Origin of the sequence: Aeromonas sp. s9 (genome assembly GCF_040907765.1) — a bacterium.
Taxonomy (GTDB): domain Bacteria; phylum Pseudomonadota; class Gammaproteobacteria; order Enterobacterales; family Aeromonadaceae; genus Aeromonas; species Aeromonas caviae.
This window is the reverse complement of record NZ_JBFOCK010000100.1, coordinates 1-23,952: the sequence shown is the minus strand read 5'-3', so window position 1 is coordinate 23,952 and position 23,952 is coordinate 1. Positions and strand designations below refer to the sequence as shown.

Genomic DNA, 23,952 nt, shown 5'->3' with positions numbered 1-23,952 from the left:
GGTGTGCGCGGGCAGGGCATCACCACGAGGCGGCAAACGGGGCGCAGCTGTGTCAGCGCGCACGGCTCCCTGCGCGCGGGCCGGTTTGGCCGGGGCGCAGGGTCAGGCAAGGCGGCAGAAAACTGGCAAGCCGAGGCTTGTTGCCGCCGCGAGAGAAGCGCTTTCTAGTGGCGCAGCACCGACAACATCAGGTGTCGGCGTGGCCAGGAGGGAGGGTGGGTACCGCGGGATCGCAGGAAGGGATCCCGCAACCAGTTGTCCAGCAGGGGGGCGAGGCGCCACGAAGGGAGCAACAGCAAAGGAAGCAGCAGCAGTGACAGCAGCAGGCCGAGCAGGGGCGGCGCACTGGTGGCGCCGAAGACGCCGCTCTGCATCTGGCACTCCTCCCCGGGCGGGGCCGCCTCACTCTGGGGGCCGCCGTGGCAGGAGAGGGAGGCTGTGTCGGCCTGGTGCATGGCGGTGTGCTGCATCGGCTCGCTCTGGTGCCGTCCATGAGACAGGGGGGACTGCGCCGGAGTCAGGATGGATGCGGATGCGTCACTTGGCAGGGCGGTGGCCGCCCCATGCCAGCCGATGCACAGGGTGAGATTGCAGACGAGCATCAGCCCCAGCAACAGCCGGGCGATGAACGTGGTGGGCAATCTCGATGAGAGCATGGGTGGTTTCCCTGTGACGGATGGGCCGAATCTAAACCTTGCCGAAAGGAGAAGGTCAAGGCCTGGCAAGCGCCGTCTGCCTGGGAATTGACATGGATTAAGAAAGGGCGGGGCAGTGAACAAAAAAAGCCCCCGCATGGGCGGGGGCCGGGGCTTTTGGCGAGGGCTAGTCTGACGTGGGGATCAGGCGAAGCAGGTCCAGATGGGGGCGTGATCCGAGGGCTTGTCGATGCCGCGCAGCTCGTAGTCGATGCCGGTCTCGGTCACTTTGTCCTTGAGGGCGTCGGAGGCCATGATGAGGTCGATGCGCAGGCCCCGGTTCTCGTCAAAGCCCCTGGAGCGGTAGTCGAACCAGGAGAAGCGCTCGCACTCGGTGGGGTTGGCGGCGCGGAAGGTGTCGGTGAGGCCGAACCCCTTGAGGCGCTCCATCCATTCCCGCTCGATGGGCAGGAAGGAGCACTTGCCATCCCGCAGCCAGCGCTTGCGGTTCGCCTCGCCGATGCCGATGTCGAGATCCGTGGGGGAGATGTTCATATCCCCGATCAGCGCAATCTGGTCGTCCGGGGTGTGGTGGGTCTCGAGGTAGTGCTGCAGGTCTTCATAGAACTTCTGCTTGGCCGGGAACTTGGTCTCGTGATCCTGGCTCTCCCCCTGGGGGAAGTAGCCGTTCATCACCTTGATGACGGAGCCGTCTTCCCGCTTGAAGCTGGCCATGATCATGCGGCGCTGGGCATCTTCCGGATCGGTGGGGAAACCCTTTTGCACCTCGATGGGAGCCTGCTTGCTCATGATGGCGACCCCGTAGTGCCCCTTCTGGCCGTGGAAGGCCACGTGGTAGCCCATGGCCTCCACGTCCGCGACCGGGAAGGCTTCGTCGTGCACCTTGATCTCCTGCAGGCCGATCACGTCCGGCTGGTGCTTGTCGATAAGGGCTTGCAACTGATGAAGACGGGCGCGCAGGCCATTGATATTGAAAGAGATGATCTTCATGTTCGGGGTGCTCATGTCGTTTTTGTTCGTCGCTTATTGGACTAGGAATCCGCGATGGATGCAAGTTCGGGGGCTGTGACTGGCGCAGCGGCTCGGGAATCTGTTCACGATCTGTCGCGTGAGGCTGTCAGCAAGGTGACGCGCAGCAGAGGAACCTGAGTGCATATGTATACATGAGAGCGCCTGGCGACACATAAGCGAGCAGCACATGAGCCTTGGAAGCGGCCTCCCAGCAGGATCGTGGACAGGTTTCTAGCGGGTCATCTTCTTGACAAACACCACCACGAACAGTGCCTGCGTGAAGCTGCCGGTAAAGGCTTCGAAGGCGGCGAAGATCCGCGACAACCCCACCGGGGTGAAGTCCCCATACCCCAGCGTGGTGAAGGTCACCACGCTGTAGTAGAGGCACTCCATCAGGAAGATGGCGTTCTGCTCCAGAGGGGCGTCCGGGCGATAGATGAGGTGGGTGCCCGCGAAGTTGAGGCCGCAGAAGAAGTAAAAAATGCTGCAGATGACGATGAGCAGCAGGGAGAAGAGTACCACCCGCATGGGGGCCTCGCCGTAGCCGCAGAAGAGATCCACTATCCAGGAGGCGAAGCGGCGGTAGGACCAGAACGGCATCTGCAGGCGGCGCATGGTGAGCTCCTGCTGGATGTAGCGACCGGACATGGTGAAGATGCCCTGGGCCTCGGAGGCCTTGCGCAGATCCCGGTAGGTCTCCTCCGCCTCCTTGAATCAGACGCGGGCCTGCGCCGGGTCCCGCTCGCGGCGCCCCTTTCTGTCCTGCATCAGTCGCTTGCCCGTCTCCAGGTTGTCGAGGCGGGTGTTCTTCCAGCGGATGCCGAGCAGGTTGACGTCGTGCAGCTCGGCGCAGTGGAGGTTCGCTTCGCTCAGATCGGCCTTCATCAGGCTGCCGCCCTTGATGCGAATGCCGTAGAGATGGGCACCTCGCAGGTTGGCGCGATAGAGGTTGCACTGCTCCAGCAAGAATCCCTCCGGACCCTGCCTGTTCACCAGGTTGAGATCCGCCAGCTCGGCGCGGGCCAGTTGCAGGCCGTGGCACAGGCCTCCCTGGCGCACATAGCGCTCCAGCGCCTCGGCGGTATCAGGGGTGTTGTGGGCCGCAGCGGGGTCGTGCCAGCGGCAGAGATCATGATACCCTGCCTCTTCGGTGCAGTGGCGGCCATCGGCCACTAGGTATCGGCACATTGCCATGGTGTTGCCCCTCCCTTCCCTGAGTCAGTATCAGCATAGGTGAGGGGAGGAGGGGGGATATCAGCTGTGCTGATGATATTCCTGGCGCAGCTTGCGAAAACGTTCCTGCTGGGCGGGGTTGAGGGGGATGCCCTCCAGCACCTCCAGGGTCTCCTTGCACTCGGCGCCAAACTCCGGGCTCTTGCGGTTCTTCTGCATGAGTTGCAGCAGCACCTGGATCTTGTTGAGGGCGGCGCCGGTATTGGCGGGCGCCCGGCGCAGGGCCTCGCGAAAGTGGCCGAGGGCCTGCTCCAGCTCCCCGGCCTGATAGGCCTTGATGCCCAGATCGTTGAGCTGCTGATAGCGCTGGCGCCGCTCCTGCACCGTCTTGTCATCCCGGGTCACCTGGATGCAGGTGGTGAGCAGCCGATCCTCATCCTCCGCCAGCAGGGATTGCAGGCTCTCGGCGTACTCGAACTCCCCGAGCTGATAGAGGGCGAGTATGGTCTCGCCAAGGAGAGCCGGAGGCATGGTGGCGGGCTCGTCCAGCCAGTTCTGGTTGGCGCGATAGAGCATCTTCTTGCCCTTGAGCAGCTCCCCCAGGGCGATGCGCACCCGGGCCTGGCAGATCTGCTCGAACACCGGGTAGTTGAACTCCGACATCATCAGGGAGTCGCGGATGCGCGACAGGGCGGAGTTCACCTGCTTTTGCAGGTTGGCGATGTGGTAGCCGTCGTTGCTGTTGAGGGCGTACAAGGTGAGGGTCTGGATATAGGCCCCGAGATAATGCGGCGTGCGGTGGATCGAGTTGCGCGACAAGTCGATGAGGGCGAGCAGCACGTCCTTGGCCTGGGCGTAGTCGTGCCGTTGCAGGCACACCTCCGCCAGACGGCGGGAGAGCTGCACCGATTGGGGAGAGATGTCCACCGCCCGGCGCAGCTCCTGCTGGGCCTGTTCGTCATTGCCCAGCGCCAGCAGGGACTCCGCGAGCCAGAGGTAGGCCTCCACCATCAGGGGGGTGTGTTTCAGGGTGGCTTGCAGGTGGCTCACCGCCTCCTCGTGCAGACCCAGGGTATGGCACGCCTTGCCCAGGGTGAGGCGAGCCCAGCTGTTCTCCTGCCCCGCCAGCAGCTGGCGCATCAGGCTGCGGGCCTCCTTGGCCTGGCCCAGCTTGAGCTGGGTGTCGGCCTGCAGGCAGCGGCAGAAGTTGGCAAAGCGGGGCACGGCGTCCGCCTGTTTGGCACAGGCCTCCACCAGGGCGGGCAGGTCGTCCCGGGTGAGGGCGCTGAAGACGCTCTCCAGCGCCTGGCGCCGGGCGAGGGCGCGTTTGAGACGAAACGAGAACTGCTCCTGGGAGAAGGGCTTCATCAGGTATTCGTCGGGCTCGGCTTCCAGCGCGCTCAGCACCATGGCGCGGGAGCCGTCGCTGCTGACCATGATCACCACGCTCTGGGGCGGAATGAGTTGCTGATCCCGCAGGCTTTCCAGCAACTGGCGGCCGTTCTCGCCCGCCCCCAGCTCATAGTCGAGCAGATAGATGTCGAAGCTCTCTTTCTGGCAGCGGCGGCGGGCCTCGTCGGCGGAGTTGGTGTAGGTGATGCGGTTGATGCCGATGTTGATCAGCATCGCCTTCATCATCATCTGGAAGGAACGCTGTTCGTTGACCAGCAGGATGCGCTTGGGCTTGGGCTGGGGTTTCTTCTCGGGTACGGAGTCCGGTGTCTGCATCTGTCTGGCATCAAGGCGCTACGGGCTGGTGGGAGAAGTGTGCCACCAAAGTCCGCAGGCAGGCAATTGCACATGGGGAGGCCCCCCGGTTTTTCCCGCAGACCTTGGGTGAAAAAAAGGGTGTCTTGCCTTTGATCCCGGTCAAGGGAAGGCGAGTTGGCACTGGCAGGCGCTGTCCCGGTTTTTAGACTTGAAGAGCGTCAGCATGCGGGAGGCAACAGAGGGCAGGGTGCCCGTCTGCTCCCTTGCCCGCTCACAAGGAGGGATCAGATGAGTTTGCTACCGAGTCGCACCAGCCTGTTTGATGACCTGTTCCACGACATGGCCTCCGGCTTCTACATCCGCCCCCTGCACGGGGACCCGTTGCCCAGCCAGATCAAGCTGGATCTGCGGGAGAGCGGGGATGACTACCTGCTGCAGGCGGAATTGCCCGGGGTGGCGAAGGAGGACATCCACGTGGACGTGCACGGCAAGCTGGTGACCCTGAAGGCGGAGATCCGCCAGTTTGACAGCCAGAACAAGGATGAACGGGCCCTGCGCAGCGAGCGCTATTATGGCAGCGTGTCGCGCAGCGTCGAGCTGCCGGTGGAGGTGTCGCCAGAGCAGGTGAGCGCCCGCTTTGACAACGGCATCCTCACCCTGCGCCTGCCCAAGCAGGCGGCCAGCCCCGCGCCCCACCGCATCCCCATCGAATAGGCGGTCAGTGAACGAGGCCCCGCACTGCGGGGCCTCGTCATTCAGGGCTGCTTGCGCACCAGATAGGGAGCAAACTCGGGGGTGTGGCTGGCGGCAAAGCCCGTGGCGGTCTTCTCGATGAGATAGACCGCCAGCTTGTGCTCCCTGGCAAAGGCCATCGCCCGCTCGGGGCCCATCACCATGAGGGCGGTGTCGAGGGCATCGGCCTCCAGGGCCGTGGGGGTGATGACGGTGGCGGAGACCAGCTTGTGGGTCACGGGCTCGCCGGTGGCAGGATCGATGATGTGGGAGTAGCGCTTGCCGTCGAGCTCGTAATAGTTGCGATAGCTGCCGGCGGTGCTCACCGCCATGCCGTTCGGGGTCACCACATCCTCGATGGCGCCCGGTCTGTCAGAGGGCTCGACGATGGCCACCCGCCAGGGATTGCCCTTGTCGTTGTGCCCCTTGCTGCGCACCGCCCCCGCCACCTCGATGAGGTAGTTGTGGACCCCTTTTTGCTCCAGCAGCCCGGCTATCTCGTCGGAGGCCGCACCCTCGCCCAGGGTGGAGAGATCCAGATAGAGGTCTGGGATGGCCTTGCCGAGCAGGAAGTGATCCCCCTCGGGGGTCAGGGTGAGCTTGTCGATGCCGACCCGCTCCCGCGCCTTGGCGATCTGCTCTGCGCTGGGCCGCCTGACCGGGCGCTTGTCCGGCCCGAATCCCCACAGATTGACCAGGGGGCCCACGGTGACATCGAGAACCCCCCGGGTGAGGTGCCCGGCGTCAATGCCCTGTTGCACAATCTTCGCCATGGTGGCCGGGATGACCTGGGGGGGCAGCCCCGTTCCCTGATTGAAGCGGGAGATGAGGGAGCCCGGATCATAGGTGGAGATCTCCTTGTTCAGGCGTGCCAGCAGCGCCTCCACCTCCTGTTGCAGTGCTCCCTGTCCGCCGGGGAAGGGGTCGCTCAGGGTCACCGCATAATAGGTGCCCATGGTGTTGCCCTGGATGCGGGTCTGGGTCGGGGCCGGCTGGCAGGCGCCAAGCAGCAGGATCAGGGAGAGCAGCAGGGTGCGCGCCAGCGCAGGCGCAAAGGGGAACTTCATCTCTCATTCTCGCGGGAGTCATCGACGGGGGAGCAGCTTAGCCAACGGCTGCGGTGTTGGCGAGTGGCCGTGGGCGGGAAGGCCGCAAATAATTAAGCGGGACGGGGATGTGAGCAACCCGCTTTGGGCCCGGGGTCGGGAGAAAAGAAGTGACCGGGCCCTCAGGCTGGCCCAAAAGCGGTCGTCCTTCGGTGACATTTGAATATAATGAAGATCGATCCTGACAGCATCTTTGCGGGTCGCGCCCACGGGGGCGAGATGCCTGTGCTGTCATCCTTCGTCAATCAAAGGAGAACGTGATGAAAAAGGTGTTAACCCTGCTGCTTCTTGGCTCCCTCGCCACCCCGGTCCTGGCCGACGAGTGCGCACTGGTGATCGAAGGCAATGACGCCATGCAGTTCAACCAGACGGCGATGAGCGTGCCGGCCACCTGCAAGGAGGTGACGGTGACCCTCAATCACACGGGCAAACTGCCGGTGGCCAACATGGGCCACAACTGGGTGCTGGCCAACACCGCCGACTATCAGGCCATCGCCACCGCCGGCATGAGCGCCGGGGTCGATCACGACTACCTGCCCAAGGATGACCCCAGGATCCTGGCCCACACCAAGCTGGTGGGGGGCGGCGAGAGCACCAGCGTTACCTTCAAGACCGACGGCCTGGCGGGCAAGGATCTCACCTTCTTCTGCTCCTTCCCGGGCCACTTCGCCCTGATGAAGGGCAGCTTCAAGGTGGGGTAGTGCCAAGGACCGTGTCGCCGCCAGTACAAGCAAAAGCCGGGAAGGTCCCGGCTTTTTTGTCTTCGCTTGCGCTGCGTCGCGGTGCTTTCATGATCTGGTCTGGGGTGGCAAGGGGATGAGCGGCGTAGAATAGGCCGCAAATGGGCCAGTGGCCCGCCTACGCCCCTTCGGAAAAGAGAGCATGAATGCAGTGAAATGGATGCTTGGCTGTTGCCTGATGCTGCTGTGTGCCATCGCGCTGGCCGCCGAGCCCCCGGTGAAGAAGAGCCGGAGCGGCATCTGTCACCCCAAGGGCGGCACCTACTACAGCCGCACCAGGCACTATACCCCCTATGACACCATGCAGGCCTGCCTCGACAGCGGGGGCCGTGCCCCCCGGCGTTAAACGGCGGCTTGCTTGGGCTGCAGGGTAAAGAAGGCGAGGGTGGTCTTCTTGCCGCACTCGAAGCGGATGTTCTCCTCCCCCTGCACCACCAGGGTCTCGCCCGGTGCGACCTGCTGTCCCTGCACGGTGAGCTGGCCCTCCAGCAGGTGGCAGAGGTAGCACTTGTCCGCCTCCAGGGTGAGGCTGAGGGGGAAGGGCAGGTTCAGCACCCGCACGTTGGCGCTGATGCGCGCCGGGTGGTAGATGAGCCCGAGATCCGTCACCTCTTTTTTCAGCAGCTCGCAGCGGGTCTCGTTATCCCCGCTGAAGTGGGCCGCCTCGAAGGTGGCGTAGGGGTGGCCGTTGAGCACGAAACCGGCACCGCTGACGGGCAGCAGGATGCGCTGGTAGCCGGGAAAGCGGGAGAAACTCCCCGCTTCCTTGATGGGGGCCGAGCTCAGCCGATAGTCAAAGTCGAGCTTGTCCAGGGTCGAACCAGGGGGGGAGATCAGGATCTGGGCCGTGGTGCCCTGCCTGTTCTTCCAGGGCATTTTCAACTGGTCGGACTCTTTAATCAGGGTGATCACGATGGCGCCTCGGCGGGAAGGGGAGAGTGGGGCCAGTGATACCATCTCCGGGAGTGGCTCACAAGGCGCCGCCAGCACAGGCCGCGCTGGTTGGCCACAAATCAGGCAGCGGATCCCCTGACGCTGACCCTAATCGGTCGACTCAAGCCCTTTTTCTATCTTGTCCAGCAGTTGCTGCAACTGCGCTATCTCCGCCGGCGTCAGCAGGGAACACAGCCGTTCGTCGAGCCGTGCTGCCTCCTGCTCCCCCTGGTTGACCCGCTCGCAGGCCAGCGGGGTCAAGGCCAGACAGATGCTGCGTCTGTCAGTGGGATGGGGCCGCTTCTCGATGAGCCCCTGTTTCTCCATCTCCTGCAGCAGGCGCGTCACCTGCGCCTTGTCGCGGCCAGACCGCTGCGCGATGAGCTGCGGCGTGGCGGGATCCAGCGCATGGATCAGTTGCAGCACCTTGTAATGGAGGGGGCTAAGGGCGATCTGCTGTGCCCGGAAATGCTGCGTCATGGCGATTTTGTACTGATCAAGGATCCGGAAGAGGCGGTTTGACAACTTCATGGTTGATAAAGTCAACTTAAAAGGGTTTAATTGATTTTATCAATCATATGGGTAAAAGCCCAGCCCGAGAGGAGATGAAAGATGCCACACACCTATCGTGTACAGGTCCAGGCGCTGGACCGCGAGGTGCCCCCGTTGCAGTTCGACTGCCAGAATCACGACGACATCTTTGCCATCCTGGCGCTCAGCAAGGGGAAGCTGGCCATGTCGGAGCAGGAACATCAGGCGTTTATCGTCGGGTTGAAGCTGTTTGGCGAAGTCATGATGCAACATCGCAAAGAGGAGCTGTTCAAGGGGTTTCTCCCCCATTTCAAGCAATTCATGGGGCAACTGAAACGCACCGCCAGGGGAGAGGAGGCCGTGGTCGCCCCTTCCGAGTGACCCCCAGCCCTGACCCCAAGGGCGAGTGGTCCCGCCAGCATGCCTGATGCAAAGGAAACCCCGAGGTTGTGATCCCGGTGCTGTCAAAGCGGCGACGGCCCGCTACACTGGCAGCTCGTTTCACGGAGGACCCATGACCCACAAGATCATTCTGGATACCGATCCCGGCATCGACGATGCCATGGCCATTCTGTTTGCCGAGGCGCACCCCGCCATCGAATTGCTCGCCATCACCACTGTGTTTGGCAATGCCACCATCGAAAATGGCACCCGCAACGCCCTCTGGCTCAAGCAAAAATATGGCATGAAGGCGGACGTGGCCCGGGGCGCCGCCGCGCCGCTGCTACGCGAGCCCGTGGGCCCGACGACGGTGGTGCACGGCCCGAGCGGGTTTGGCGACGTCCAGGCGGGGGAGGTGACCCTCATTCCGGATCCCCGCCCGGCCTGGCAATACATCGTCGAGACGGTGAAGGCCCATCCCGGCGAGATCACGCTAGTGACCATCGGGCCCCTCACCAACCTGGCGCTGGCGCTCGAGGCGGCCCCCGAGGTAGCCGCCCTGGTGAAAGAAGTGGTCGTGATGGGCGGCGCCTTTGGCGTCAACGGCCATCGCGGCAACGTGACCCCCTATGCCGAGGCCAATATCCACGACGATCCCGATGCGGCGGACCGGGTCTTCACCGCCCCCTGGCCCCTGGTGATCATCGGGCTCGACGTCACCCAGCAGAGCATCTTCACCGCCGACTATCTGGATGCCCTGCGGGACGATGCGGGGGAGCCGGGCCGCTTCCTGTGGGATGTCAGCCGCTTCTACCTGCGCTTCTATTCCGAGCGCATCGGCATGGCGGGGTGCCATGTGCACGACCCCTCCGCCATCGCCTATGTGATCGATCCTGCGCTGTTCACCCTGCGCAAGGGGCCGGTGCGGGTCATCACCGAGGGGCCCGCCATCGGCCATACCCTGCAAAAATTTGACGACACCCGCCATCCCCATGACGAGTGGGCCCACTGCCCGGCCCAGCAGGTCGGGGTCGCGGTGCGGGATCGGGCCCTGCTCGCCCTCTATCGGGATACCCTGGTGGCCTGGGGCAAGGGGCGCCGATAAGGCCCGGCAGTGAGTGAAAGCGTGATGGCGGCCGGGTCATGATGAGGCGCCCCCGGTTATACTGGCGAACATCGGGTTGACGGGAGGAAGACGCAATGGCCTGGTTGTCTCTGTTGGTGGCGATAGCCCTGATCGGGTGGTTGATGACGCTGGGGCGCGGTGCCCTGTTCGAGGTCCGGCTCGCGCCGGGCAAGGTGGTGGTGAAGCGGGGCTCGGTGTCGCCGCGCTTTGTGACCCAGGCGACCCAGATCCTGCACCATGAGGCGGTGCGCGGGCGCATCCTGGGCCTGCGGGACGGCAACGGGGTGAGGCTGGTCTTCTCCCGCTCCATCCCCGAGCCCGTGGCCCAGCGCCTGCGCAACATCTTCCCCTACGGGGATTACCGGGGGCTCTCCCCGAGCCCTGACGGGCGAAAATCACGCTGAGCGGTCGCCGTGGCGACCCTCATTTCCAGACGCCGGGCCCTGTGCCCGGCGTCTGCATTTTCAGCGTTTCGCCAGGTGGCTCTGTTGCGGTCAGCGCGGCCCCTGCAAGGGCCTGATCGCCTCGACCAGAAAGTCGATGAAGGCGCGGGTCTGGGGTTTGAGGAAGCGGCCGCCACGAAACACCGCGTGGATCTCGTCCTGGCGATCCTCGTAGGGGGAGGCGAGCCACTCTGGCAGCAGCGGCAGCAGGGTGCCCTCGTCGATGCTTTGCTGCACCATCCAGCTCGACAGCAGCAGCACGCCGCACCCCGCGAGGGCGGCGCAGAGCAGGGGCGTGCCCCCGACCGAGGCGAGGTTGCCCTGCACCGCCACCTTCTCGCGCTCCGTGCCCTGCTGGAAGTACCAGTGCTGGCGCTGGCGCCCATGGCCGCGAATGAGGCAGTTGTGGTGGGCCAGCTCGGCGGGATGGGCGGGTTCGCCATGGCGGGCCAGATAGGCGGGGGAGGCGACCAGCAGCGAGCGGTTGGTAAGCAGATGGCGAGTGTGCAGGCTGCTGTCGGCGGGCTTGCCGATGCGCACCGCCACGTCCACGTTCTCGGCATCGAGATCCACCATGCGGTTGTCCAGCGCAACCTCCAGGCGCACCCCGGGGTAGCGGGCGAGGAAGTCGGGCAGGCAGGGAGAAAGCCAGGACGCGCCGAAGCTCTCGAACACCGAGACCCGCAGCGGCCCCTCTGGCGCCACCGAGAGGGGTTGCAGGGATTGCACCAGCTGATCCGCCTCCTCCAGCAGGGGCAGGGAGCGGGCGAGAAAATAGGCGCCCTGCTCGGTCAGCACCAGTTGGCGGGTGCTGCGCTTGAAAAGCGGGATCCCGAGCTGCTGCTCCAGGGCGTCGATGGCACGGGTCACGGAGGAGGGGGCCTGGTTGAGGGCGCGGGCGGCACGGGAGAAACTGCCCGATTCCACCACCTGGGCCAGGATGCGGATGCGATCCAGCATGGATTCACCTTTGCGATAAACGCAAAACTGTTGCAGGTTATGACGATATTCTAATCAACAATGGAAAAGTGAACAATCAGCTCACCGCCCCATCCGGGGTCCATCACAGGAGTCTTGCCATGTCACACCGTATCCAGCTCGCCAACCAGGTGCCCGCCGCCGTCTCGGCCATGATGGGCCTCGAGTCCTACCTCGGGGGCACCGACATTCCCCTGTCGCTCAAGGAGCTCATCAAGTTGCGCGCCTCCATGATCAACGGTTGCGCCTACTGCATCGAGATGCACGCCGACGTGGCGATGAAGCACGGGGAGAGCGCCCAGCGTCTGCTGGCGCTGGCCGCCTGGCAGGAGTCGCCGCTGTTCGACGCCCGGGAGCGGGCGGTGCTGGCCCTGACCGACGAGGTGACCCTGATCGCCGACAAGGGGCTCACGACGCAGACCTATGAGGCGGCGCTGGCCCAACTGGGGGAAACCCTGCTGGCCCAGTGCCTGATGCAGGTGGTCACCATCAACGCCTGGAACCGGATCGCCGTGGCGACCCGAATGGAACATGAACACTCCTGACTCCGACTCCGAGGGAGGGAGAGAAAACGATTATCAACGGGCCCGCACAAGGGCCCGTTTTGTTACGAAGTGTGCCTTCTGGCGCCAGGGGTTGCGACCGTTGTCGGGGGGACGGGAAGTTAATCATACATTCGTTTGATTAATTATTTTTTTAATCTTCCCCGAAAAATACCCATCCAGATCAAGGTGTGGAAAAATGACCTGTGAGTCGAAAAGGTGCTGTATGGCTCTTTTTTGATCGCAATGGCGGGTTAAAAACAGACCAGATGGATCTTTTTGGTTAATTGGTGGTCACTTTTGGTGGCGCGAGAGATTAACGGAAGATGAATTGCCGCGGTGTAACTTGAATAAATTGGTCATTGTCAAGGGATTAACATCTGATACCGCTTTCCATCACCTTTTGAACATTTTTGGGATTAATTTTTCATGTTGTTCACATGCCGGTCTGATGCAATAAAATGCTGCATTTTTTTATACCAATAAGCCTTCAAAAGATGAGGACATTGCATGAGACTCTTTGATGTGAAGAGGGGCTTGGGCGCTTTGCTGCTGCTCGCGACCGCCAGCTTGCTGAGTGGCTGCGACATGGCACTGATGAGCCCCAAGGGGCAGGTCGGTATGGAGCAGAAGTCACTGATACTCACCGCACTCGGCTTGATGCTGATCGTGGTGGTGCCCGTGATTGTCATGGCGGTGGCGTTCGCCTACAAATACCGGGCGTCCAACACCAGTGCCACCTATGCGCCGGACTGGGCCCACTCCAACAAGATTGAGGCAGTCGTCTGGACTGTACCCGTCATCATCATCGTCATCCTGGCGGTGATCACCTGGAAAACTTCCCACTCCCTCGACCCCTACAAGCCGCTGGAATCGGACGTCAAACCGGTTCAGGTGGATGTCATTTCCCTGGACTGGAAGTGGTTGTTCGTCTATCCAGAGCTGGGCATTGCGTCGGTCAACGAGCTGGCCTTCCCGGTCAACACCCCGGTCAACTTCCGGGTGACCTCCGACACCGTGATGAACTCCTTCTTCATCCCGCAACTGGGCGGCCAGATCTACGCCATGGCCGGCATGCAGACCAAGCTGCACCTGATTGCCAACGAGGCGGGCGAGTACAAGGGCATCTCCGGCGGTTACAGCGGTGCCGGTTTCTCCGGCATGAAGTTCAAGGCCATCGCGACCCAGGACCAAGCCGGTTTCGACGCCTGGGTAGCCAAGGTGAAGGCCTCTTCCAAGGCCCTGAGCACCATGGATGAGTTCAATGCTCTGGCCAAGAAGAGCGAAAACCACCCGGTGGAGTACTTCGCCAGCGCCGATCCCAAGCTGTTCGTCAACATCATCAACAAGTTCATGGGCGGCATGTCCCATGGTGGTCACGCCACCCCGGCTGCGGGCTCCGCGGATCACGAGGGCATGAACCACGAGGCCATGAACCATGACGCCGCCCCGAAAGCGGGTGCCATGGACCACGAAGGGATGAACCATGAGGCCTCGCAAGAGGACGCCATGGAGAACCAGGCCATGAACCATGACGCCCATGCCGGACACATGGCCATGTCGGCCGACAAGAGTGTGAAAGCAGGATCCGAGGAATAATCGATGTTTGGAAAATTGACACTCGAGGCTATTCCGTACCATGAACCCATCATCATGGTCACGATAGCCGGTATCATTCTGGGGGGCCTGGCCATCGCCGGTCTCATCACTTACTACGGCAAGTGGCAATATCTGTGGAAAGAGTGGCTGACCTCGGTCGACCACAAACGCCTCGGTATCATGTATCTCATTCTGGGCATGGTCATGCTGCTGCGTGGCTTTGCCGACGCCGTGCTGATGCGTGGCCAGCAGGTCATCGCCTCCGGCGGTGGCGAAGGCTACCTGAATGCGCACCACTACGACCAGATTTTCACCGCCCACGGTGTCATCATGATCTTCTTCGTGGCCATGCCGCTGGTGATCGGTCTGATGAACATCGTGGTGCCGCTGCAAATCGGTGCCCGTGACGTGGCCTTCCCCTTCCTGAACAACCTGAGCTTCTGGTTCACCGCCGCGGCCGTGGTGCTGATCAACGTCTCCCTCGGGGTCGGTGAATTCGCCCAGACCGGCTGGCTGGCCTATCCGCCCTTGTCGGGGCTGGAGTTCAGTCCCGGGGTCGGGGTCGATTACTGGATATGGAGTCTGCAGATTTCGGGTCTGGGGACCCTGCTGACCGGCGTGAACTTCTTCGCCACCATCATCCGCATGCGTGCCCCTGGCATGACCATGATGCGCCTGCCGGTCTTCACCTGGACCGCCCTGTGTGCCAACATCCTGATCATCGCCTCCTTCCCGATCCTGACCGTCACCATCGCCCTGCTCACCGCAGACCGCTACCTGGGTACCCATTTCTTTACCAATGACATGGGTGGCAACATGATGATGTACATCAACCTGATCTGGGCCTGGGGTCACCCCGAGGTGTACATCCTGGTGCTGCCGGTGTTCGGGATCTTCTCCGAAGTGGTGGCGACCTTCTGCAAGAAGAAGCTGTTCGGTTACACCTCCCTGGTGTGGGCGACCGTGGCAATCACCGTGCTGTCGTTCATCGTCTGGCTGCACCACTTCTTCACCATGGGGTCCGGCGCCAACGTGAATGCCTTCTTCGGCATCACCACCATGATCATCTCCATCCCGACCGGGGTGAAGATCTTCAACTGGCTGTTCACCATGTACCGCGGTCGCATCGAGTTCACCTCGCCCATGCTGTGGACCGTCGGCTTCATCATCACCTTCACCGTGGGTGGCATGACCGGGGTACTGCTCTCCGTGCCTGCCGCCAACTTCGTGCTGCACAACAGCCTGTTCCTCATCGCCCACTTCCACAACGTCATCATCGGCGGCGTGGTGTTCGGCTGCTTCGCCGGTATCACCTACTGGTTCCCGAAAGCGTTCGGCTTCAAGCTGGATGACGTCTGGGGCAAGCGTGCCTTCTGGTGCTGGATCACCGGCTTCTTCGTGGCCTTCATGCCGCTCTACGTGCTGGGCTTCATGGGCATGACCCGTCGTGTCAGCCAGAACATCGATCCCGAGTTCCACGGCTGGCTGGTGGTCGCCGCCTGCGGCGCCGGTCTGATTGCCCTGGGCGTGCTGTGCCAGGTCATCCAGATCGTGGTCAGCATCCGCGACCGCGAGAAGAACCGCGACCTGACCGGCGATCCCTGGGGTGGCCGTACCCTGGAGTGGGCGACGTCCTCTCCGCCGCCGTTCTACAACTTCGCCATCGAGCCGAAGGTCACCGGTCTGGACGCCTTCTGGGAAGCCAAGGCTGACGGCAGCGCTTACAAGAAGCCTGCCCAGTATGCCCCCATCCACATGCCGAAGAACTCCGGTGCCGGTGTCATCATCGCCGCCTTCAGCGTGGTGTTCGGCTTTGCCATGATCTGGCACATCTGGTGGATGGCCATCGCCGGCTTCATCGGCATGATCGCCACCTGGATCATCCACAGCTTCAACGACGATGTGGACTACTACGTACAGGTTGACGAGATCGAGCGCATCGAAGGTCAGCATTTCGACAACATCAACAAGGTGGCTTAATTCCATGGCGACTGACGTACTACATCACTCTCACGGTGCCCATGAGGATGGGCACCACGATGCCGGTGCCACCAAGGTATTCGGTTTCTGGATCTACCTGATGAGTGACTGCATCCTGTTCGCGACCCTGTTCGCGACCTATGCGGTCCTGGTCAACGGCACTGCCGGCGGCCCCACCGGCAAGGACATCTTCGAACTGCCGTTCGTGTTCGCCGAAACCATGCTGCTGCTGCTGAGCTCCATCACCTTCGGGTTCGGCATGCTGGCCATGAACAAGAACAAGGTCGCGGCGGTCAACACCTGGCTGTTCGTCACCTTCCTGCTGGGTGCCGGCTTCATCGCGATGGAAATCTACGAGTTCCATCACCTGATCGTGCACGAGGCGGGCCCGGATCGCAGCGGCTTCCTCTCTGCCTTCTTCACCCTGGTGGGGACCCACGGTATCCACGTGACCAGCGGCCTGGTCTGGATCATCGTGATGATGGTGTCGATCACCAAGAAGGGGCTGACCGAGCGCAACCGCACTCGCCTGATGTGCCTGAGCCTGTTCTGGCACTTCCTCGACGTGGTATGGATCTGCGTCTTCACCGTGGTCTATCTGATGGGGGTCATGTAAATGAGTCATTCCGTTGACAATCACGGCGCCAGCCACGGCAGCGTCAAGTCCTACATGATCGGCTTCGTGCTGTCACTCATCCTGACCGCCGTGCCGTTCTGGATGGTGATGGACGGCTCCGCCTCCCACGCCGTGGTGCTCGGCACCGTGGTGGCCATGGCGGTGGTGCAGATCTTCGTACACCTGGTCTACTTCCTGCACATGAACACCTCCTCCGAGGAGCGCTGGAACCTGGTGGCACTGGTCTTTACCGTGCTCATCATCGCCATCGTGGTCGTGGGTTCCCTGTGGATCATGTACAACCTCAACATCAACATGATGGTTCACTGAGCGGGTTGATGATGATGAAGCAATACCTGCAAGTGACCAAGCCGGGCATCATCTTCGGCAACCTCATCTCGGTTATCGGGGGATTCCTGCTGGCCTCGAAGGGGAGCCTGGATGTGCCCCTGTTCATCCTGACCATGGTGGGGGTGTCACTGGTGGTGGCCTCCGGTTGCGTGTTCAACAACTACATCGACCGGGACATCGACTGCATCATGGAGCGCACCAAGAACCGCGCCCTGGTGCGGGGGCTCATCGCCCCCGGTGTCTCCCTCTGGTATGCGACGGCGCTGGGCGTTGCGGGCATTGCACTGCTCTACTTTGCGGCCAATCCGTTGGCCGCCTTGCTGGCGGTGCTGGGCTTCCTGGTTTATGTGGGGATCTACAGCCTCTACATGAAGCGCCACTCGGTCTATGGCACCCTGGTCGGCAGCCTCTCCGGCGCCGCGCCGCCGGTCATCGGCTACTGCGCGGTGAGCGGGCAGTTCGACTCGGGGGCCCTGATCCTGCTGGCGATCTTCAGCCTGTGGCAGATGCCGCACTCCTATGCGATCGCCATCTTCCGCTTCAAGGACTACCAGGCTGCCAACATCCCGGTGCTGCCGGTGGTGAAGGGGATCCCGGTGGCCAAGCTCCACATCACCCTCTACATCCTGGCCTTCATGGTGCCGACCCTGATGCTGTTCCTCGGCGGCTACGCCGGGTACAAGTATCTGGTGGTGGCCACCGCGGTGAGCGTCTGGTGGCTGGGGATGGCGCTGTCGGGCTACAAGGCGGCGGTGGACGACTCCCTCTGGGCGCGCAAGCTGTTCATGTTCTCCATCGTCACCATTACTTGCCTGAGCGTGATGATGTCGGTGGACTTCCAGCCGGACGCAGCGCCGGTGCTGGTGAGCATGCTGCCCTGACGCTGGAGCTGACATGTTCTCCATCGTCGTCATCATCTTCACCTGCCTGAGCGTGATGATGTCGGTGGACTTCCAGCCGGACGCAGCGCCGGTACTGGTGAGCATGCTGCCCTGATAGTGTGAACTGCACCCCTGAAATGCATGAAATCCAGAGCCGGGAATCTTCCCGGCTCTGCTATTATGGGCGCCGCCCTGCGAGGGGCATCGCCGATTTTTCGGGGCGGCCGGGCGCCTGTCACCCCTTTCTTTCTCTCTTCTTTTTGACTCATCGAGGCCCTCATGAATGATTTCACCATGACGAGGGGCGAGCGACGCGCGACCTGGGCGCTCGGCTCCGTCTTCTCGCTGCGCATGCTCGGCATGTTTATGGTGCTGCCGGTGCTGACCACCTACGGCATGTCCCTGGCGGGCGCCTCCGAGGCGCTCATCGGGCTTGCCATCGGCATCTACGGCATGACCCAGGCCCTGTTCCAGATCCCCTTCGGCCTGCTCTCCGACAAGGTGGGGCGCAAGCCCCTCATCGTTGGCGGCCTGCTGATGTTTGCCCTTGGCAGCGTCATCGCCGCCCTGAGCGACGCCATCTGGGGGGTCATCGTCGGGCGCGCCCTGCAAGGGAGCGGCGCCATCTCCGCCGCCGTCATGGCGCTCCTGTCGGATCTCACCCGGGAGCAGAATCGCACCAAGGCGATGGCCTTCATCGGGGTGAGCTTTGGCATCACCTTCGCCATCGCCATGGTGACCGGCCCCCTCATCACCCATGCCCTGGGCTTGTCCGGCCTCTTCTGGCTCATCGCCCTGCTGGCCCTGGCCGCCATCGCCATGGTGCTCTGGGTGGTGCCGACCCCGGCGGCCCACCTGCAAAATCGCGAGTCCGCCATGGTGCGAGGCAGCTTTCGTACCGTGCTCACCAACCCTCGCCTGCTCAAGCTCAACCTCGGTATCCTCTGCGTCCACACCCTGCTGATGTCGAGCTTCGTGGCCCTGCCGCCCCTGCTGGAGCGTGCCGGGCTGCCCCGTGACAGCCAGTGGCAGGCCTATCTGTTCACCATGCTGATCGCCTTCGTGAGTGTGGTGCCCTTCATCATCTATGCCGAGAAGCACCGCCGGATGAAGCGGGTCTTCATCGGGTGCGTGGTGGTGATGCTGGCCGCCGAGCTGGTGCTCTGGCAGAGCGGCCAGCAGCTGTGGGGTCTGCTCGCCGGGTTGCAGCTCTTCTTCATCGGCTTCAACGTGATGGAGGCGCTGCTGCCGTCTCTCATCAGCAAGGAGTCCCCGCCGGGCTACAAGGGCACCGCCATGGGGGTCTACTCTACCAGTCAGTTCCTCGGGGTCGCCATCGGCGGCAGTCTCGGCGGCCTGCTCTACAGCCTGGGGGGCGGCCCCCTGGTGTTTGGCGGTTGCGCCGCCCTGGCCCTCGCCTGGCTCGGGGTGAGCCTCACCATGGCCGAGCCCCCCTATGTGAGCAGCCTGCGCATCGTGCTGCCGGAAGGGGTCGAGGCCACCCCGGCTCTGGAGCAGCGGATCCGCGCCTGCGAGGGGGTAAGCGACGTGCTGCTGGTGCGCGAGGAGCACTCCCTCTACGTGAAGGTGGACAGCAAGCGCCTGACCCGCAGCGATCTGGAGCGGCTGGTCTCTTTGTGATGGCTGGCTGCGCGGGGCGGCGCAGAGCGCGGGCTGATGGGCGGCTGCTATGCTGAGATCCTCACTCACAGGAGGAACCTCTGATGTCATACGTGGACGGATTCGTGCTCGCCGTGCCGACGGCCAACAAGCAGGCCCTGATCGATCATGCGGGGCAGTTTGACCCCATCTTCCTCGAATACGGCGCCACCCGGGTGCTGGAGTGCTGGGGGGACGATGTGCCCCACGGCAAGCAGACCGACTTTTACCGGGCGGTGGCGGCCAGGGAGGATGAAACCGTGGTCTTCTCCTGGGTGGAGTGGCCGAGCAAGGCGGTGCGGGACGACGCCATGGGCAAGATGATGCAGGACCCCAGGATGGACCCCGCCAATCCCCTGCACCAGACCATGCCGTTTGATGGCGCCCGCATGATTTTCGGAGGCTTCAACACCGTGCTGGAGCTCAAGGGCTGAGACCGGCCATCGGGGCTTCACCCTGGTGGCCGGAGCGCAAGGGCCGATAGCAACACCCTGGCCCGTCAGATGATGAAAAAGCCCGCCAGCCGGCGGGCTTTTTGCTGGGCGCCATGCCGGGGGATCAGCGCTCCACCAGCGGGGCCGAGCGGTAGCTCCACAGGCCATAGGTGCGCAGGGCGTCCCGGTAGATGCCAAGCAGCTCCTCCGGGCTTGCCTTGGCCAGGGCCGAGAGGGGCTTGTCCGGGTAGGCGACGCTGTCGATGCGGATGTTCGCCGGGCCGCTCTGCCAACAGGCGATTTCCAGCAGGGTCTGGCCCCGGCGCACATGGCTCGCCGAGCTCACCAGGGTGGCGAACTCAATCTCGTGGCGGGCGAGGGCATAGCCGCTGTAGAGGGCGTTCTCCACCGTGCTGGTGGCGTAGTTTTCCTCGATGATGCGGGAGCGGTCGATGCCCTTTTTCGCCAGCCAGTCCGCCATCAGCTTGCCCTCGGTCTGGCGGTTCTGGGGCACGCCGCCGGTGAGGATGACGAGGGCTGCCGGATCGGCCTGGGCCAGGGCGCGGGTGGTCTCGAGGCGTCCCAGCAGAATGTCGTGCATGGAGCCGTCGGGATTGAGGGCATAGCCCAGGGTGACGATGGCGCGGCGCCCCTTCTTCTCGCCCCGTCCCTGACGCTCCTTGAGGGGGGTGGCGACCACCCTGTCCACGGTGGCGAACAGCCGCTGCAAGTCGGCGGCGCGACCGGCATTGAGCTCGCCGACCCGCTTGAGGTAGCCATCGGATTTGGCCTGGTTGCCCTTGAAGCGCAGCCAGGTGGCCAGATAGGTGTTGATGTCCAGATCGTCCGGGGCGGCGGTGAGGGCCTGCTCGAACAGGGCGATGGCCCTGTCCACGTTGCCGTTGTAGATCTGGGCGTTGGCCGCCGAGATGAGCAGATCGGTGCGATAGGGCTCAAGCTGGTGGGCCTCCAGCAGCAGGGTAGTCACCTGCTCCATGTTGCTCGGCATCTTGGCGGTGAAGCCCGCATCGGAGACCCGGGCGGGTGAGTGGAAGATGCGGGCGGCGTCTGCCAGCAGCTGATCCACCACCTGGCGCTTGCTGATGAACTGCTCGTAATTCTGCTCCTTTTGCAGGGAGCGCACCGGGGCGGCCCAGGCATCGGATGAGACAAAGAGTGGCAGCGTCAGCAGGCTGGTGAGGGTCAGAGCAATCGCGGTTTTCTTCATCATGGGGCTCCCTGTGGGGTGCGGGGCGCGATGTCGTGGCTCGTCCCCTGAATGCTTTTCCAATAAAAACAGATGCTTGGTTTGCTGCTTACTCTACTCCCTTCCCGATGAAAAAAACGTGAACCGTTCCGGTTATCCCGATGCCCCCCTCAGCGCAGCCCCAGACGTTCCTGCAGGAAGGCCAGCCAGGCCTCCACCTTGGCGGGCAGGTGGCGGCGCTTGGGATAGACGCACCAGATGCCGTGCTCGGGCAGGGCATGGTCTGGCAGGACGGGCACCAGCCGCCCGATGGCGAGATCCCGCGCCACGATGAAGTCCGGCATGTTGCCGATGCCAAGCCCCGCCAGCAGCGCGGTGTGGATGGCATCGCTGTTGTTGACCTCGAAATTGCCCCTGGGGGTGATGGCCACCTCTCCTTCGGGCCCGTGCAGCCGCCACTGGGTGCCGCCGCGAAACAGGGAGTAGAAGAGGCAGTTGTGGCGCTCGAGATCCGCCGGGGTGCGGGGCGTGCCGGCCTGCGCCAGGTAGGCGGGGGCGGCGCACAGGGTGCTGAGACAGGGGGCGAGGCGGCGGGCGACCAGGCTCGAATCCTCCAGCTCGCCGATGCGCACCGCCACGTCGAACCCCTCGGCCACCAGATCCTGCCGGGCGTCGCTCATCTCCAGCTGCAACTGCACCTCGGGGTGGAGGGCGAGAAACTCGGGGACAAGGGGGACGATGTGGCGCCGGCCATAGACCATGGGCACCGTCACCCGCAGCAGGCCGCGAGGGGCCGATTGCAGGGCGCCGATGGCATCTTCCCCGTCGCTGGCCAGGCGCACTGCATGGCGCACCGTCTCGAAGTAGCGTTCCCCCGCCTCGGTGAGGGTGAGGGAGCGGGTGGTGCGATAGAGGAGCTGGCAGCCGAGGGCCTGCTCAAGCTGGCTCACCTTCTTGCTCAGCACCGACTTGCTGAGACCGAGCTGACGAGCGGCGCCGGAGAAGGTGCCCGACTCCACCACGGCGACGAAGGCCGGGAGCAGGGCGAAGGCTTCCTGGTTCATGTTGTTCTCGATATGGAAACAATTTTGTTCCTTGAGGGTAGATTATCCCCAAATCAAAAACAATTTACCCTGCTCGTCAGTTCAACCAAGGAGCAACCCCATGATCCCCCCGCTTGTTGACCGCGGCCCCGGCCGCCCCGCCCTCGGCCAGACACTTGGCCAGACCCTGGGCGCCCTGGCCGCCTTCGCTGCCGGCCTGCTGCTGGCGCTGATGATCGCCCAGAACGGCGCCCTGTCCCGCGTCACCGACCCCTGGCTCGCGAGCTGGCTGGCCCACGGGGTCGGCAGCCTGGTGGCCGGGCTCCTGTGGTGGCTCTCTCCAAGGCTCCCGACGCCGGAGGCGGCCCCGCCCTGGGCCTGGCTCGGCGGTCTGCCGGGGGCGCTCACCGTGGTGCTGGCGGCCCTCTGCCTCAACTCGCCCCTCGGCATGGCGGGCACCCTGGCCCTGCTGCTGCTCGGCCAGCTGCTGTTTGGTGCCCTGTGCGATGGCCTCGGCTGGCTCGGACTGGCTCGCCGCCGCCCCTCGGGAAAGGACGCGCTCGCCGCCCTGCTGGTGCTGGCCGGCGCCCTGCTTATCGTGCTGCATTAGGAGAGACACCATGACCTTATTGATCCTGCTGGGACTGCTGAACGGCGTGGCGGTGAGCCTGTCGCGCACCCTCAATGGCCGCCTCGCCAGCGCCCGGGGCGCCATGACGGCGTCGCTGGCCAACCACCTGCTCGGCTTCGGGCTGCTCGGCGCCCTGCTCATCCTCAAAGGGGCACCCTGGGAGCGGCTCGCCGGGCTCGATCCCTGGCTGCTGCTCGGCGGGGTGCTGGGGGCGCTGTTCGTCGCCATCAGCAGTTGGGCCATCGGCCGGATCGGCGCCCTGGCCTGCGCCCTGCTCATCGTCACGGGCCAGCTGGCGGGGGGCGCCCTGCTCGATGCCCTGGCCGGACGGCTGGCCGCGAGCGATCTGCTCGGCATCCTGCTGGTGCTGGCGGGGGCTGCGCTGCAACGCTGGCAGGGCGGCAAGTCGCACTCCCGAGGGTGAGTGGGGCGGTGATGGCCTGGGTAAGCCGGCAGGGATGGCAAGAGCGTCGCCCTGCCTGGATGCCAAAGGCGGCTCGCCTGCCGGATCAGGGCCCAGATGAAAAGGAATAAGGCGAAAGAAAGGGAGGGAAAGGAAGAAACAGGAAGGCAACAGAGAGCAAAGAAAGAGAGGCGCCTGTCACCCTGGGCCGCCCTCAACAGCAGAACACCGGCGCAAGGCCGGTGTTCTGAACAGCATGGCGGCGGGCCCGACGGGGCGCGCGGTCAGGGCGGCTTAGGCGTAGAAAGCCTCGACGGTGCCCTTGACGGTGATCAGCATGGGGTTGCCGTAGCGATCCTTGGCCTTGGGGGAGGGGATCTTCACCCAACCTTCGCTGATGCAGTACTCCTCGACATTGGTGCGCTCCTTGCCGTTCACGCGAATGCCGATCTCGTGCTCGAAGCACTCCGCCACATGGTGCGGGCTGCGCGGGTTGGCCGCCAGACGGTCGGGCAGTGCAGGTTTGTTGTCGCTCATTTTATAGACCTGAGAGTGATAAAAAGTGGGTCATTGTAGGCAATGCCCGTCATGGGCTCAAGGCTGGGTTGCGTCTGATTCGGGTGGACAAGGTCCGGCTATAGTTGCTGCCCGGGCAGCGGCTATAGCTAGCTCCGAAAGACGGGGGTTGTCATGTTTTTACTGATTTTCAGTCCAATCATAATTTGCTCTTTATATTTCAGGTTCACACCAAATTGGTTAAAAGAACACCCACCCTTCTATTAGCTAGCCATTGTACGTCTTGCTCAGAAAGATGGGTGTCCAAAATATTATCCGCATAATGCTAGCGTAACAGCTTGCGGAGTTTGAGTTGATGCTTTTGCTAAGGAAGGTGCGAACAAGTCCCTGATATGAGATCATGTTTGTCATCTGGAGCCATGAAAAAGGGTTCATCATGAGTCATCAGCTCACCTTCGCCGACAGTGAATTCAGCAGTAAGCGCCGTCAGACCAGAAAAGAGATTTTCTTGTCCCGCATGGAGCAGATCCTGCCATGGCAAAACATGGTGGAAGTCATCGAGCCGTTTTA

Annotated in this window: 25 protein-coding genes and 4 pseudogenes; 18 read left to right on the top strand and 11 right to left on the bottom strand. The window is 63.2% G+C overall.

The annotated features are described in order from the left end of the window. Positions 1 to 164 precede the first annotated feature (164 nt). The 4 genes and pseudogenes from AB5Y54_RS19090 to AB5Y54_RS19075 all read right to left on the bottom strand — a co-directional run bounded on the left by AB5Y54_RS19090 (position 165) and on the right by AB5Y54_RS19075 (position 4,568). The gene (locus AB5Y54_RS19090; protein WP_223931989.1) at positions 165 to 656 is read right to left on the bottom strand and encodes a hypothetical protein; all 492 of its coding nucleotides are present in this window, start codon (positions 654 to 656) and stop codon (positions 165 to 167) included. A 183-nt stretch (positions 657 to 839) separates the two neighbouring features. Then, on the bottom strand, positions 840 to 1,646 hold the full coding sequence (xthA, locus tag AB5Y54_RS19085) for an exodeoxyribonuclease III (protein ID WP_368154189.1): 807 nt from the start codon (positions 1,644 to 1,646) through the stop codon (positions 840 to 842). Positions 1,647 to 1,898: 252 nt separating this feature from the next. After that, a pseudogene (locus tag AB5Y54_RS19080) lies at positions 1,899 to 2,861 on the bottom strand (ion channel). Between the two features lie 60 nt (positions 2,862 to 2,921). Beyond that, positions 2,922 to 4,568: a response regulator gene (locus AB5Y54_RS19075; RefSeq protein WP_042014219.1), complete on the bottom strand. Its 1,647-nt coding sequence runs from the start codon at positions 4,566 to 4,568 to the stop codon at positions 2,922 to 2,924. A 270-nt stretch (positions 4,569 to 4,838) separates the two neighbouring features. On the opposite strand from AB5Y54_RS19075, the gene AB5Y54_RS19070 reads away from it, so the two are divergent. Next, positions 4,839 to 5,264: an Hsp20/alpha crystallin family protein gene (locus AB5Y54_RS19070; RefSeq protein WP_039039212.1), complete on the top strand. Its 426-nt coding sequence runs from the start codon at positions 4,839 to 4,841 to the stop codon at positions 5,262 to 5,264. Positions 5,265 to 5,305: 41 nt separating this feature from the next. Here AB5Y54_RS19070 and AB5Y54_RS19065 read toward each other — a convergent pair whose 3' ends face one another. Further along, positions 5,306 to 6,349, bottom strand: a complete 1,044-nt coding sequence (locus AB5Y54_RS19065; RefSeq protein WP_053288286.1) for an FAD:protein FMN transferase — start codon at positions 6,347 to 6,349, stop codon at positions 5,306 to 5,308. A gap of 299 nt (positions 6,350 to 6,648) precedes the next feature. Between AB5Y54_RS19065 and azu the strand changes: the two genes are divergently transcribed. Then, positions 6,649 to 7,089, top strand: a complete 441-nt coding sequence (azu, locus tag AB5Y54_RS19060; protein ID WP_043155526.1) for an azurin — start codon at positions 6,649 to 6,651, stop codon at positions 7,087 to 7,089. 181 nt (positions 7,090 to 7,270) lie between these two features. Beyond that, complete coding sequence (locus AB5Y54_RS19055; protein ID WP_039039209.1) at positions 7,271 to 7,474, top strand: hypothetical protein; 204 nt, start codon at positions 7,271 to 7,273, stop codon at positions 7,472 to 7,474. On the opposite strand, the gene AB5Y54_RS19050 is transcribed toward AB5Y54_RS19055, so the two are convergent. Next, positions 7,471 to 8,040 carry a HutD family protein gene (locus tag AB5Y54_RS19050; RefSeq protein ID WP_052815265.1) on the bottom strand — a complete coding sequence of 190 codons (570 nt, stop codon included), beginning with the start codon at positions 8,038 to 8,040 and terminating at the stop codon, positions 7,471 to 7,473. The genes AB5Y54_RS19055 and AB5Y54_RS19050 overlap by 4 nt on opposite strands. A gap of 129 nt (positions 8,041 to 8,169) precedes the next feature. Further along, on the bottom strand, positions 8,170 to 8,541 hold the full coding sequence (locus AB5Y54_RS19045; RefSeq protein WP_270668005.1) for a MarR family winged helix-turn-helix transcriptional regulator: 372 nt from the start codon (positions 8,539 to 8,541) through the stop codon (positions 8,170 to 8,172). Positions 8,542 to 8,673: 132 nt separating this feature from the next. Between AB5Y54_RS19045 and AB5Y54_RS19040 the strand changes: the two genes are divergently transcribed. From AB5Y54_RS19040 to AB5Y54_RS19030, 3 genes are all read left to right on the top strand, one after another. Further along, complete coding sequence (locus AB5Y54_RS19040) at positions 8,674 to 8,973, top strand: DUF3861 domain-containing protein (RefSeq protein WP_042014216.1); 300 nt, start codon at positions 8,674 to 8,676, stop codon at positions 8,971 to 8,973. A gap of 133 nt (positions 8,974 to 9,106) precedes the next feature. After that, a complete protein-coding gene (locus AB5Y54_RS19035) occupies positions 9,107 to 10,078 on the top strand; it encodes a nucleoside hydrolase (RefSeq protein WP_323904147.1) in 972 nt (323 codons plus the stop codon). A gap of 95 nt (positions 10,079 to 10,173) precedes the next feature. Then, complete coding sequence (locus tag AB5Y54_RS19030) at positions 10,174 to 10,503, top strand: DUF3634 family protein (RefSeq protein ID WP_201901332.1); 330 nt, start codon at positions 10,174 to 10,176, stop codon at positions 10,501 to 10,503. Between the two features lie 90 nt (positions 10,504 to 10,593). Here the strand turns inward: AB5Y54_RS19030 and AB5Y54_RS19025 are convergent, their stop codons facing one another. Then, positions 10,594 to 11,502 carry a LysR family transcriptional regulator gene (locus tag AB5Y54_RS19025; protein WP_368154186.1) on the bottom strand — a complete coding sequence of 303 codons (909 nt, stop codon included), beginning with the start codon at positions 11,500 to 11,502 and terminating at the stop codon, positions 10,594 to 10,596. Between the two features lie 119 nt (positions 11,503 to 11,621). On the opposite strand from AB5Y54_RS19025, the gene AB5Y54_RS19020 reads away from it, so the two are divergent. From AB5Y54_RS19020 to AB5Y54_RS18980, 9 genes and pseudogenes are all read left to right on the top strand, one after another. Then, on the top strand, positions 11,622 to 12,065 hold the full coding sequence (locus tag AB5Y54_RS19020) for a carboxymuconolactone decarboxylase family protein (RefSeq protein WP_368154185.1): 444 nt from the start codon (positions 11,622 to 11,624) through the stop codon (positions 12,063 to 12,065). Between the two features lie 507 nt (positions 12,066 to 12,572). Further along, the gene (gene cyoA, locus AB5Y54_RS19015; RefSeq protein WP_080767819.1) at positions 12,573 to 13,661 is read left to right on the top strand and encodes a cytochrome o ubiquinol oxidase subunit II; all 1,089 of its coding nucleotides are present in this window, start codon (positions 12,573 to 12,575) and stop codon (positions 13,659 to 13,661) included. Positions 13,662 to 13,664: 3 nt separating this feature from the next. Then, positions 13,665 to 15,641 carry a cytochrome o ubiquinol oxidase subunit I gene (gene cyoB, locus AB5Y54_RS19010; RefSeq protein WP_041211612.1) on the top strand — a complete coding sequence of 659 codons (1,977 nt, stop codon included), beginning with the start codon at positions 13,665 to 13,667 and terminating at the stop codon, positions 15,639 to 15,641. Continuing rightward, positions 15,610 to 16,257, top strand: a pseudogene (locus AB5Y54_RS19005) (cytochrome o ubiquinol oxidase subunit III); the annotation flags it as partial. The gene cyoB and the pseudogene AB5Y54_RS19005, both read left to right, overlap by 32 nt. Further along, a complete protein-coding gene (locus AB5Y54_RS19000; RefSeq protein WP_010673684.1) occupies positions 16,258 to 16,587 on the top strand; it encodes a cytochrome o ubiquinol oxidase subunit IV in 330 nt (109 codons plus the stop codon). An 8-nt stretch (positions 16,588 to 16,595) separates the two neighbouring features. After that, on the top strand, positions 16,596 to 17,489 hold the full coding sequence (gene cyoE, locus AB5Y54_RS18995) for a heme o synthase (protein ID WP_119197460.1): 894 nt from the start codon (positions 16,596 to 16,598) through the stop codon (positions 17,487 to 17,489). Between the two features lie 13 nt (positions 17,490 to 17,502). Further along, positions 17,503 to 17,604 (top strand): annotated as a pseudogene (locus AB5Y54_RS18990) (protoheme IX farnesyltransferase); the annotation flags it as partial. 164 nt (positions 17,605 to 17,768) lie between these two features. Beyond that, the gene (locus AB5Y54_RS18985) at positions 17,769 to 19,130 is read left to right on the top strand and encodes an MFS transporter (RefSeq protein WP_368154184.1); all 1,362 of its coding nucleotides are present in this window, start codon (positions 17,769 to 17,771) and stop codon (positions 19,128 to 19,130) included. 83 nt (positions 19,131 to 19,213) lie between these two features. After that, entirely contained in the window at positions 19,214 to 19,582 is a 369-nt protein-coding gene (locus AB5Y54_RS18980; protein WP_139736972.1) for a DUF1428 domain-containing protein, read from the top strand. 124 nt (positions 19,583 to 19,706) lie between these two features. Here AB5Y54_RS18980 and AB5Y54_RS18975 read toward each other — a convergent pair whose 3' ends face one another. Both AB5Y54_RS18975 and AB5Y54_RS18970 read right to left on the bottom strand, forming a co-directional pair. Next, complete coding sequence (locus AB5Y54_RS18975; RefSeq protein ID WP_368154211.1) at positions 19,707 to 20,810, bottom strand: ElyC/SanA/YdcF family protein; 1,104 nt, start codon at positions 20,808 to 20,810, stop codon at positions 19,707 to 19,709. 149 nt (positions 20,811 to 20,959) lie between these two features. Next, positions 20,960 to 21,853, bottom strand: a complete 894-nt coding sequence (locus AB5Y54_RS18970) for a LysR family transcriptional regulator (RefSeq protein ID WP_368154183.1) — start codon at positions 21,851 to 21,853, stop codon at positions 20,960 to 20,962. A gap of 100 nt (positions 21,854 to 21,953) precedes the next feature. Here AB5Y54_RS18970 and AB5Y54_RS18965 point away from each other — a divergent pair, with 100 nt between their 5' ends. Together AB5Y54_RS18965 and AB5Y54_RS18960 are read left to right on the top strand one after the other, a co-directional pair. Beyond that, on the top strand, positions 21,954 to 22,442 hold the full coding sequence (locus AB5Y54_RS18965; RefSeq protein WP_323920280.1) for a DMT family transporter: 489 nt from the start codon (positions 21,954 to 21,956) through the stop codon (positions 22,440 to 22,442). Positions 22,443 to 22,452: 10 nt separating this feature from the next. After that, the gene (locus AB5Y54_RS18960) at positions 22,453 to 22,887 is read left to right on the top strand and encodes a DMT family transporter (RefSeq protein WP_069785306.1); all 435 of its coding nucleotides are present in this window, start codon (positions 22,453 to 22,455) and stop codon (positions 22,885 to 22,887) included. Positions 22,888 to 23,160: 273 nt separating this feature from the next. On the opposite strand, the gene AB5Y54_RS18955 is transcribed toward AB5Y54_RS18960, so the two are convergent. Continuing rightward, positions 23,161 to 23,403: a DUF3297 family protein gene (locus AB5Y54_RS18955; RefSeq protein WP_010673692.1), complete on the bottom strand. Its 243-nt coding sequence runs from the start codon at positions 23,401 to 23,403 to the stop codon at positions 23,161 to 23,163. Between the two features lie 415 nt (positions 23,404 to 23,818). Here AB5Y54_RS18955 and AB5Y54_RS18950 point away from each other — a divergent pair. Beyond that, positions 23,819 to 23,952 (top strand): annotated as a pseudogene (locus AB5Y54_RS18950) (IS5/IS1182 family transposase); the annotation flags it as partial.

Coding starts and splice junctions, on each gene's coding strand:
- AB5Y54_RS19070 (WP_039039212.1), top strand. CDS start 4,839: ATGAGTTTGCTACCGAGTCGCACCAGCCTGTTTGATGACCTGTTCCAC.
- AB5Y54_RS19075 (WP_042014219.1), bottom strand. CDS start 4,568: ATGCAGACACCGGACTCCGTACCCGAGAAGAAACCCCAGCCCAAGCCC.
- AB5Y54_RS18980 (WP_139736972.1), top strand. CDS start 19,214: ATGTCATACGTGGACGGATTCGTGCTCGCCGTGCCGACGGCCAACAAG.
- AB5Y54_RS19045 (WP_270668005.1), bottom strand. CDS start 8,541: ATGACGCAGCATTTCCGGGCACAGCAGATCGCCCTTAGCCCCCTCCAT.
- AB5Y54_RS18960 (WP_069785306.1), top strand. CDS start 22,453: ATGACCTTATTGATCCTGCTGGGACTGCTGAACGGCGTGGCGGTGAGC.
- AB5Y54_RS19030 (WP_201901332.1), top strand. CDS start 10,174: ATGGCCTGGTTGTCTCTGTTGGTGGCGATAGCCCTGATCGGGTGGTTG.
- cyoA (WP_080767819.1), top strand. CDS start 12,573: ATGAGACTCTTTGATGTGAAGAGGGGCTTGGGCGCTTTGCTGCTGCTC.
- AB5Y54_RS19090 (WP_223931989.1), bottom strand. CDS start 656: ATGCTCTCATCGAGATTGCCCACCACGTTCATCGCCCGGCTGTTGCTG.
- AB5Y54_RS18975 (WP_368154211.1), bottom strand. CDS start 20,810: ATGAAGAAAACCGCGATTGCTCTGACCCTCACCAGCCTGCTGACGCTG.
- AB5Y54_RS18985 (WP_368154184.1), top strand. CDS start 17,769: ATGAATGATTTCACCATGACGAGGGGCGAGCGACGCGCGACCTGGGCG.
- cyoE (WP_119197460.1), top strand. CDS start 16,596: ATGATGATGAAGCAATACCTGCAAGTGACCAAGCCGGGCATCATCTTC.
- AB5Y54_RS19000 (WP_010673684.1), top strand. CDS start 16,258: ATGAGTCATTCCGTTGACAATCACGGCGCCAGCCACGGCAGCGTCAAG.
- AB5Y54_RS19055 (WP_039039209.1), top strand. CDS start 7,271: ATGAATGCAGTGAAATGGATGCTTGGCTGTTGCCTGATGCTGCTGTGT.
- AB5Y54_RS18955 (WP_010673692.1), bottom strand. CDS start 23,403: ATGAGCGACAACAAACCTGCACTGCCCGACCGTCTGGCGGCCAACCCG.
- AB5Y54_RS18965 (WP_323920280.1), top strand. CDS start 21,954: ATGATCCCCCCGCTTGTTGACCGCGGCCCCGGCCGCCCCGCCCTCGGC.
- AB5Y54_RS18970 (WP_368154183.1), bottom strand. CDS start 21,853: ATGAACCAGGAAGCCTTCGCCCTGCTCCCGGCCTTCGTCGCCGTGGTG.
- azu (WP_043155526.1), top strand. CDS start 6,649: ATGAAAAAGGTGTTAACCCTGCTGCTTCTTGGCTCCCTCGCCACCCCG.
- AB5Y54_RS19035 (WP_323904147.1), top strand. CDS start 9,107: ATGACCCACAAGATCATTCTGGATACCGATCCCGGCATCGACGATGCC.
- AB5Y54_RS19040 (WP_042014216.1), top strand. CDS start 8,674: ATGCCACACACCTATCGTGTACAGGTCCAGGCGCTGGACCGCGAGGTG.
- cyoB (WP_041211612.1), top strand. CDS start 13,665: ATGTTTGGAAAATTGACACTCGAGGCTATTCCGTACCATGAACCCATC.
- AB5Y54_RS19065 (WP_053288286.1), bottom strand. CDS start 6,349: ATGAAGTTCCCCTTTGCGCCTGCGCTGGCGCGCACCCTGCTGCTCTCC.
- AB5Y54_RS19025 (WP_368154186.1), bottom strand. CDS start 11,502: ATGCTGGATCGCATCCGCATCCTGGCCCAGGTGGTGGAATCGGGCAGT.
- AB5Y54_RS19020 (WP_368154185.1), top strand. CDS start 11,622: ATGTCACACCGTATCCAGCTCGCCAACCAGGTGCCCGCCGCCGTCTCG.
- xthA (WP_368154189.1), bottom strand. CDS start 1,646: ATGAAGATCATCTCTTTCAATATCAATGGCCTGCGCGCCCGTCTTCAT.